The organism is Intrasporangium sp. (assembly GCF_030452765.1).
In the GTDB taxonomy this organism is placed as follows: Bacteria; Actinomycetota; Actinomycetes; order Actinomycetales; family Dermatophilaceae; genus Intrasporangium_A.
Map to the genome: position 1 here is coordinate 1 of NZ_JAKDLO010000183.1, position 8,571 is coordinate 8,571.

Annotated in this window: 6 protein-coding genes; 3 read left to right on the forward strand and 3 right to left on the reverse strand. The window is 70.8% G+C overall.

The genetic code is table 11. The features are described 5' to 3' along the window. The coding region (locus L0H79_RS18295) for a hypothetical protein (protein WP_301486077.1) at positions 1–1,219 on the forward strand (1,219 nt) is incomplete at its 5' end. A gap of 30 nt (positions 1,220–1,249) precedes the next feature. Continuing rightward, positions 1,250–1,681 (forward strand): TIGR03668 family PPOX class F420-dependent oxidoreductase, encoded by a 432-nt coding sequence (locus tag L0H79_RS18300; protein ID WP_301486078.1) that lies wholly within the window; start codon positions 1,250–1,252, stop codon positions 1,679–1,681. 1,189 nt (positions 1,682–2,870) lie between these two features. On the opposite strand, the gene L0H79_RS18305 is transcribed toward L0H79_RS18300, so the two are convergent. Beyond that, the gene (locus L0H79_RS18305) at positions 2,871–3,539 is read right to left on the reverse strand and encodes an alpha/beta fold hydrolase (protein ID WP_301486079.1); all 669 of its coding nucleotides are present in this window, start codon (positions 3,537–3,539) and stop codon (positions 2,871–2,873) included. Positions 3,540–3,552: 13 nt separating this feature from the next. Further along, positions 3,553–4,590 carry an L-threonine 3-dehydrogenase gene (tdh, locus tag L0H79_RS18310; RefSeq protein ID WP_301486080.1) on the reverse strand — a complete coding sequence of 346 codons (1,038 nt, stop codon included), beginning with the start codon at positions 4,588–4,590 and terminating at the stop codon, positions 3,553–3,555. A gap of 165 nt (positions 4,591–4,755) precedes the next feature. Here tdh and L0H79_RS18315 point away from each other — a divergent pair, with 165 nt between their 5' ends. After that, on the forward strand, positions 4,756–7,578 hold the full coding sequence (locus tag L0H79_RS18315) for a winged helix-turn-helix domain-containing protein (protein WP_301486081.1): 2,823 nt from the start codon (positions 4,756–4,758) through the stop codon (positions 7,576–7,578). Here L0H79_RS18315 and L0H79_RS18320 read toward each other — a convergent pair. Next, positions 7,563–8,571: zinc ribbon domain-containing protein (locus tag L0H79_RS18320; RefSeq protein ID WP_301486082.1), on the reverse strand; the 1,009-nt coding region annotated here is incomplete at its 5' end. The two genes, L0H79_RS18315 and L0H79_RS18320, sit on opposite strands and share 16 nt — an antisense overlap.

The following is an 8,571-nucleotide window of genomic DNA, read 5'->3' on the forward strand; positions in this document are numbered from 1 at the left end:
GGCGTGCACGGAGTACTGGCAGGGGGTCGACTTCGCCCGCGCGAACCCGGCCGGCACCGCCTATGCCGGGACCAGCTCCGCCGAGGCCGCCGGCGCAGCCGACTACCGGGCCGGCGCCGACCAGGCACACCGAGACCTCGCGTCGCTGACCGGGCCGGCCCCGGCCGCCGGAGGCAGCGACGAAGGGTTCACCGACTACCGGGCCGGGGTCGACGCGGCCAAGGCCGGCACCGCGGCCGACGCGACCCGGTCGGCGCACACCGGCGGCTGGCAGGACACCACGGCCGGGCTGCTGGCCGGTGCGGCGCTGATCCCGGGTCAGCCGGCACGCAGCGACGGCGGGTTCATCAGCGGCTTCCTGCACGCGCACGGGTCGGCGCTGGCCCAGGGTGGGCAGGCGGCACCGACCGGCGGGCTGCAGCAGAGCGTCGCGTCCGGTGGGCACGCGGGCTACCTCGCCGGGATGGCCACGGCTCGGGCGGCCCTGACCTCCCTGACCCCGCCGGAGACGGCCAACGCGCTCGGGCACGGCGACTTCGTCGCCGGGGTGGCCCATGCCCGGGCCTCGGCGCGTGGCGTGGCCCCGGCCGCCGGCAGCGCGGCCCGCAGCCAGGCGTGCACGGAGTACTGGCAGGGGGTCGACTTCGCCCGCGCGAACCCGGCCGGCGCGGCCTACGCCGGGACCAGCTCGGCCGAGGCCGCCGGCGCAGCCGACTACCGGACCGGGCTGTCGCACGCCCTTGCACACCCGGCCGGGACCGCCCTTGCCTCGAACGAACCCGCAGCGCTCGAGGGTGCCACGGACTACTGGCAGGGGGAAGCCCAGGCGCCGACGAGTGCGGTGGCTCCTGGCGGGCCGGTCGTGGCGACGACCGCCGCGCACACCGACTACTGGAACGGTGCCGCCCACGCCCAGGCCAGCCTCGTCAACCTGCAGGGCGCGTCACCTGCCGGCCGGGTCGAGGCACTCGGTTTCGGGGCCTACCGAAGCGGCGCCTACGGCGCACATCACGCACAGCCCGACGTCCCAGCAGCCCTCGCCTACACCAACGCGTGGCATGCCTACACAGACGCGGCGGCGCATGTCCGCGCCGCGGCCGTCAACCCTGCGCGAACCGACTCCGCATATCTCTACGGCGTGCTCCACACGAACCCACCCGTGCCGAAGCGGCCGGGTGATGACCCGGGCCGGGCGGGCAAGCGCGTGCGCCACTCCTGACTGAGGCCGGCGCACACGTAGCCTGGTTCCATGCCCCTCTCCCTCGAGGACCGGGATCGGGAGCGCTTCGCGGCGGCTCCGGTCGCACGGCTCGCAACGGTGCGGCCCGACGGTTCGCCGCACGTCGTGCCGATCGTGTTCGCGCTCGTCGACGAGGTCGTCTGGACGGGAGTCGACGCCAAGCCGAAGTCGACGGTAGCGCTCCAGCGCCTGACCAACATCGCCGCCGAGCCTCGAGTCAGCCTGCTCGTGGACGAGTACGACGAGGACTGGTCCCGGCTCTGGTGGGTCCGGGCCGATGGCCGCGCGCGCGTCGTGTCGGACCGCCGCGATGTCGAGGAAGCCATCACCGCTCTCGTGTCGAAGTACTCGCAGTACCAAGAGGTTTCGCTGTCAGGGCCCTTCGTCCGGGTGGGGGTCGAGTCGTGGCGCTCCTGGGCTTCTCGTGGGCGGCCTGAGTGAGTGACAACTCGACCTCGGCCCACGCCGAAAGATCACCTTGCGGCGCCACTACAGTACGTGCCAACCGCCTTTCATCAGAGCGCTGACAAGATTCGGATCCACTCGCTCGATCTCTTGACGAATCTCCACGAACACTACTGGCCGTCCCTGATCGTGAGATTCATCCCCGCCTAGCACTGGGCTGTGCAGCACGGCCGAGACCACCATTGGCCTCGTCATGTGGCTGGTGACAGCCTCGCCGACCGTTCGAGAAGATATCGCATCGCCGGGCCGAGGGAGGAATGCCGCAGAATAGCCCGGTTTCCAGGCTCGCAGTAGCGCATCGGAGATAGCGCGGCCCCACTCATCGAGTCGTGCATCATCAGGCTCGGGACGCCCTTCAGATGGTCCGACGAACCAGATGAGTAGAGCGAAACGTCCCATGCGGTCGTCCCTCATTTTCGAATGTTCGGAACGGGCTTGGTCTCATACGGAGAGCACGTAGCCCAGGTCTCGCCGAGGAGCGTTCCATCACCGTTGTGCTGGTAGAGCCTTGATTCGAGTTTGACAGTCGTGAAACTTGGCTGCAGCCCGTCCATGTGTTGGAAGTCCAAGTGCTAGACGTGACGTTGAAGCTCTCATCCGCCCTCGTTACCCAGTCACCGTCGATATAGATATCCGTGTATGGGTCCACTTGGCCCTGAAAACCCCAGCCATTACCACCGAAACTGTAGCCATACATTTGCGTAACGGGACTTGGTGGATCACCCCAAGGGATGTTGCAGCCCACGAAAATGCGGGTTTCGTAAAGCCCTGCTGCCTCCGCAGAGGAAGAAGTGGGCACGAGGCTGGCAAAGAAGGAACAACGTGACAAGGAAGACACGCCCTTTCCTTCGATGCGAGGTGCTTGCATATCCCCATCTCGGTGATAGATCCATCCCTCAACGGTAGATCCGCATCATGGACATCTCTAGGGCAGCGGCCGTTGAAATGCAGCCGACGTTCGTGATAAGAACGCAAAGGTACGGGTGCCAACGGGTGCCAGGGGTTGAGTTGGCATCGGGTGGCGACACTTGGATGTTGACCGGGAAGCGAGATGGCCAGACTCTGACTTACAGCCGGTGAATCGGTGGACGTGCACGCTCGATCACGACTGCTGCACTGTCGATGAGGACTACTGCACTGTCGATGAGGACTACTGCACTGTCGATTATGTGGTGGGGTCGAGGAAGGCGTGGGCGAGCGCGGCGAGCTCCTTCGGCGACGAGTCGTTGAGCATCGAGCTCCCCCGGGCGACCAGCTCGAGCCGGGCGTTCGGCAGACCCCGGGCCAACACCTCGGCCGCCGCCCGGCCGAGCCGGTCACCGGACCCCGCCACGACGAGCGCCGGCGCCTGCACCTGAGCCAGGCTGCTCGTCGCGTCGAGCGTACGCAGCGCGTCGAAGACGGCGAGCATTCGCGCCCGCGACACCCCCGCGTCCACGAGCCTCCCCTCCGGGACGATCCGCAGGGCGAGCTTCTGCATCCGCAGCTGCGCCTTCGTCGGTCGCACGAGCGCACCGGCAAGGACGAGCCGGCGCGCGAGCTCGGGCCGCTCCACGGCGAGCCGCAGCGCGACGTTGCCGCCGACCGAGACGCCGAGCAGGTCCACCTGCTTCATCCCTTGCAGCTCGAGCTGGTTCGCGACGTCGACTGCCGCGGCATCGAGGTCGAACCCCACTGCATCACTCGGGCGCAGGCCGCGCATCCACGGAGCGTGCATCACGCGCCCGGCCCCGAACGCGGACACGAACTCCTGCCACGCGATCGGGGACTGCCCGATGCCGTGCAGGAGGACGAGCGGGCGGGGGCGTGGCTGCGGGTCGGAGGTGGGCGGCATACGCAATCGTCCTTCAGCTCCAGTCGAGCACGACCTTGCCGCACTGACCCGAACGAGCCGTCGCGAAGGCCTGCTCCCACTGCTCGGCGGGGAAACGGTGGGTGATGACCTGGCTGACCGCCGCCCGGAAGACCTCGGACGTGGCGATCATCTGCGACATGGCGTACCACGTGTCGTACATCTCGCGGCCGTAGATGCCCTTGAGCGTGACCATGTGGGTGATGACCTTGCCCCAGTCGAGCTCGTAGGGCTGGTGCGGGAGCCCGAGCAGGGCGATCCGCCCGCCGTGGTTCATGTTCGCGATCAGGTCGGTGACCGCCGGGGCGGCCCCTGACATCTCGAGGCCGATGTCGAAACCCTCCTTCATCCCCAGATGCGTCTGCGCATCGGCCAGCGACTCGCGAGCGACGTTGACCGTGACGTCCGCCCCGGCGGAGCGAGCCAGCTCCAACCGGTAGTCACTCGCGTCCGACACGACGACGTAGCGCGCCCCGGCGTGCCGGGCGATGGCGGCGGCCATCACCCCGATCGGCCCCGCTCCGGTGATGACGACGTCTTCGCCGACCATGGGCCACTGGAGCGCGGTGTGGGTCGCATTCCCGAGGGGGTCGAAGACGGCACCGAGGTCGGGGTCGAGGCCGGACGGCTGCACCCAGACGTTGCTCGCCGGGATCACGACGAAGTCGGCGAAGGCCCCGTCCCGGTTGACACCTATCCCCTGGGTGCGGATGCACAGGTGGCGTCGGCCCGCCCGGCAGTTGCGGCACGTCCCGCAGACGATGTGGCCCTCGCCGGAGGCTCGGTCGCCCACCCTGACGCTCGTCACATCCGCACCGACCTCGACGACCTCGCCGTAGAACTCGTGCCCGATGACGAGCGGCGGCTGGACCGTCGCGGCGGCCCAGTCGTCCCACTGCTGCAGGTGCAGGTCGGTGCCGCAGAGGCCGGCACGCAGGACGCGGATGGTGACATCGGTCGGCCCGCAGGTGGGCTCGGGACGGTCGGTGAGGGCAAGGCCCGGCCCGGCGGTCAGCTTGGTCAGTGCACGCACGAGTGCAGTCTCCCACCCTCGGCGCGCCGCTGATCATCCGGCTCACGTCGTCAGAATGGTAAAGAGACCGTAAGAATTGTGCGGAATCGTCCTGATCCCACGATTTCTCCGTGAAAGACTCTCGGCGTCAGGGGCCAGGCTCGCTCACCCGGGAGGCGGTCGCCCGTGGCCGACACGGTCCAGTGTGCCGGCTGGCAACAGCGCAACCCTCGAGATGCGCCGGTGCTGCGCCGTGAGCGACTCCACCACGCCCTCGACCGGGCCATGGATGTCGGCTTCGCCCTCGTGGTCTCCCCGATCGGCACCGGCAAGACCACCCTCCTCGAGGACTGGGTCGCCCACCGAGAGCTGCGGGTGCGTTGGGTCCGCGGGTCTGCCCCCCATGAGGTCGGCTGGCTCTCCCAGCCGCCGCAGAGCGCGAACCCACCAGAAGGCCGCCGAGTCCTGGTGCTCGACGACGCGCAGGCGATCGACACCGTTGAGCTGCTCGCGGTCCAGCGGTACATCGAGCGGGCCACCCCACGGGTCGGCGTCGTGGTCGTCTCCCGGACCCTGCCAGCCTTCAACCTCGCTCGACGCGAGATGCCCATGCCGGTCCTGCTCACCGAGGACGACCTGCGGTTCCGCCCCTGGGAGATCGCCACGCTGTTCGCCGATGTCTACCAGATGCCGATCTCGCAGGCTGCCGCGCTCGACCTCACGACCCGTACCGATGGCTGGGCGGCAGCTCTCCAGTTCCATCGGCTCGGGCGGGACGCCGGGCACGTGGCTCCGGTGCCCAACCCGGCAGCGCCGAACCGTCGCGGGGCGAGCCGCACATGGGCCGGGCAAGGGACAGCCGGTGGCGACCGGCTCCTTGGCGGCTACGTCGACCGTGAGGTGCTCGACCGGCTGCCGTCGGCCCTGGTGCGCTTCCTCACCGCGACCAGCGTCTTCGACACCGTGACCGTCGACCGCGCGAACGCGCTCCTCGGCACGGGCACCGCCGGCGAGACGTTGCGCGCCCTGTCCCATCGTGAGGGTCTTATCCGGGCCGATCCTGCGGACGGGTGCGCCTACCACTACCACCCGGTCCTGCGCGCGCACCTACGCAGCCGGCTCACCTCCGAGCTCGGTCACCGGCCGGTCCGTGAGCTGTTCGATCGTGCCGCCACCATCGTGGGCGATACCGACGACGTCGTCGAGGAGGCGGTGGCCCGCGCCCGCGCCGGCAACTGGGCAGCCCTGTCGAGGCTGCTGCGCCGCCACGGGTCCTTGCTGACCAACCCGGCGGGCTCGGGTTGGCTCGACGCCCTTCCGGTCGGGCTCTCGAACGACGACCCATGGGCCGGGCTCGCGCTGGCGCGCAGGCAGCTGAGCTCCGGCCAGCTCGAGGCGGCCGCCCGGACCGCGAGCCACGCCTGGGATGCCTTCGAAGCCGGATCATCCGGCGATGAGTCCGCCGCGGAGGGCGCCGCGGAGGGCGCCGCGCTGTGCGCCGAGGTGGTCGACGCCGGGGTGGAGAGAATGATCAACCGCCTCGAGGACTCCCGGCTCGTCACGGCGGCTGTCTCCGTCCTTGTCGATGCCGAGGACGCGACGTCGCGCTTGGACGACCTGTTCGTCGACGCCAGGGCCACCGGGCAGGTCTGGCTCGCCCGGGCCGTTCTGGCGATCGCCCTGAGCCGGGAGCCGCGGGAGTGGACCCTGACGACGGTCCGCCAGGCGGCGCTGGCGCGGGACGCCGCGGGCGACGAGGTCGGGGCGTTCCTGCTCGAGTGCGCGGTAGCGGTGGGTTCCCTGCGCGTCGGTTCGCCCGACGTCGACCTGCTCGACCGTCTGGTCGACCGCGCTCGCCACCTGCGGTGGGCCGCGGCGGAGGCCTGGCTGCGCGCCGGGCTGGCCCTCACGGGCGCCTGCCTCGATCTGCCCGAAGCGGTCGTCTCTGCCCAGACGGCTGCCGCGGTGGCCCGGTCGGCCGGTAGTGACGGGGCGCTCGCGACCGCCTATGCGGCCCTCGCGATCCTCCGCCCGGAGTCACGCGCCGACCTGCTGGCCCAGGCGGAACGGCTCACCGAACCCACCACCGGTGGCCACCGGCCGATGCGCCCCTGGACCTGGCTGGCTGCCGACCTCCTCGAGGTCGAGGCCCCGCCGCAGAACCCGGGCCCCCGCACAGGTGCGGCAAGGACGACCGGGCGCGAGTCCGTTGGACGGGCCGGTGACCTCGCAAGTCTCGACGTACGCTGCTTCGGAGACCTGCGCATCCGCCTCGGCGCGGCGGAGCTCGACCTGACCCGGGTGCGCCCGGTGGTGCGCGCGGTGCTGTCCGCGCTCATCGTGCGGGCCGGCAGGCCGGTCCACCGCGACGAGCTCATCGAGTGGTTCTGGCCGGCGCGCACGGAGGAGCCGTCGGTCCACAGCCTGCACGTCGCGATCTCGGCCGCGCGCCGAGCCATCGAAACCGCTGCACCGGGACAGTCGCGAGCCGTCCTGGCCCGCAGGGGTGAGTCCTACGCCTTCGCACCCGGCCGCGGCGACGTCAGCGACGTGCAGCGGTTCCGCACCCAGCTCAGCCTCGCTGACGCTGCTGGCGCATCGCACAACGCCGAGGCCGAGCGCGCGGCCCTCACGCGCGCCGTCGAGCTGTATGCCGCCCACCTGCTACCGCACGAGGGCGCCGTCGAGTGGGTGGTCGCCCTCCGAGCGGAGCTGTGCCTGCTCGCGGCCGGAGCGGCCACCCGGCTCGCTGTCCTGCACGTGGAGGCATCGGACGCGACGGCGGCCATCACCGCAGCGTCTCGGGCCGTCGAGCTCGACCCATGGAACGACGCCGGCTGGCGGGCCTTGATCGCGGCGCATGGAATGGCCGGCTCACCAGCAGCGGCGTCACTGGCGCAGGAGGGCTACCAGCGCATGCTGCGATCCCTTGGGGTCGACTCGGCGAGTCATGGACCCGCTGGCAGACCAGCGCGACGCCGGCCCCCGACGCCTCAGGAGCGCTTGTAGAAGGCCACCTCGCCCAGAGCCACGCGCACCTTGGGGCTCGCGGCGTAGGCCGACTTCACCGTCAGGCGCACCCGGGTGACATCGCTGACGCCGATCTCGAAGTCCTGTTGGCCCGGGGCGTCGGCCAAGGTGATCGACTTGGTCTCGGCGCTGCCGTCGGGATGGGTCAGGCGCAGGTCGAGCGTCTGCACCCTCGCTGTGTGCAGGTAGTCCTCCGGCTTCTCCGACGAACCGTTGAAGACCTGCATCCGGACAAGGCGGATCGCCTGCGGGAGGGTCACGTCGACGTACTGCCCCACGGCGGCACCGGTTCTCGCCGGCGCCCAGTACTTGTTCGTCGTGCCGTCCCGCAGCTCGTCGGGCCCGTGACCCTTGGCCGAGCTCGACGCGGTGATCTTGGAGGGGTTGATGATCTGGGCACCGAGCACCCGGTCCCGGACGGTCTGCCCCACCGGGCCGACGAAGGGCAGTGCGAACCAGGCGGCCGCGCCCAGGACCCCAAGCACGACGAGGGTCCCGACGAGCTTGCGCACGAAGCGACGGCGCCCACGGTGCACGGCCGGTCGGTCTCCCGCGATGGGAGCTCGGGGAGAGCGCCGGAAGATCCTGCGATACCAGGGCAGCTCAGGGACGATCGACGCATCGATGAGGTCGGACCCGCACCGCCGGCAGAAGCGCCGGGTGGCCACGTTGCCGGCTCCGCACGCGGGGCACACCGTCTCGCCCGGCAGGGGACGTCGGTCCTCGGGGGGCAGCTCCCGGCGGCGACGCGGTGCAGCGGTGGCGGCACCCGGCAGGACCGGGGCTGCCGCAGCCGGTTTGGCCGGGGCCGGCGGCGACGGGTCAGCCGATGGTGCCTGGGGCGAGCCCGCATCCGAGGCGGCGCGGGCCCCCGCCGCTGCGGAACTGTCGGCCGCAGGGCTGCGGCCCGGCGCCGTGCCCTCTGCTGCCGGGTCGGGACCTGCCAGACCGGCAACGTGCTTGACCCGGTCG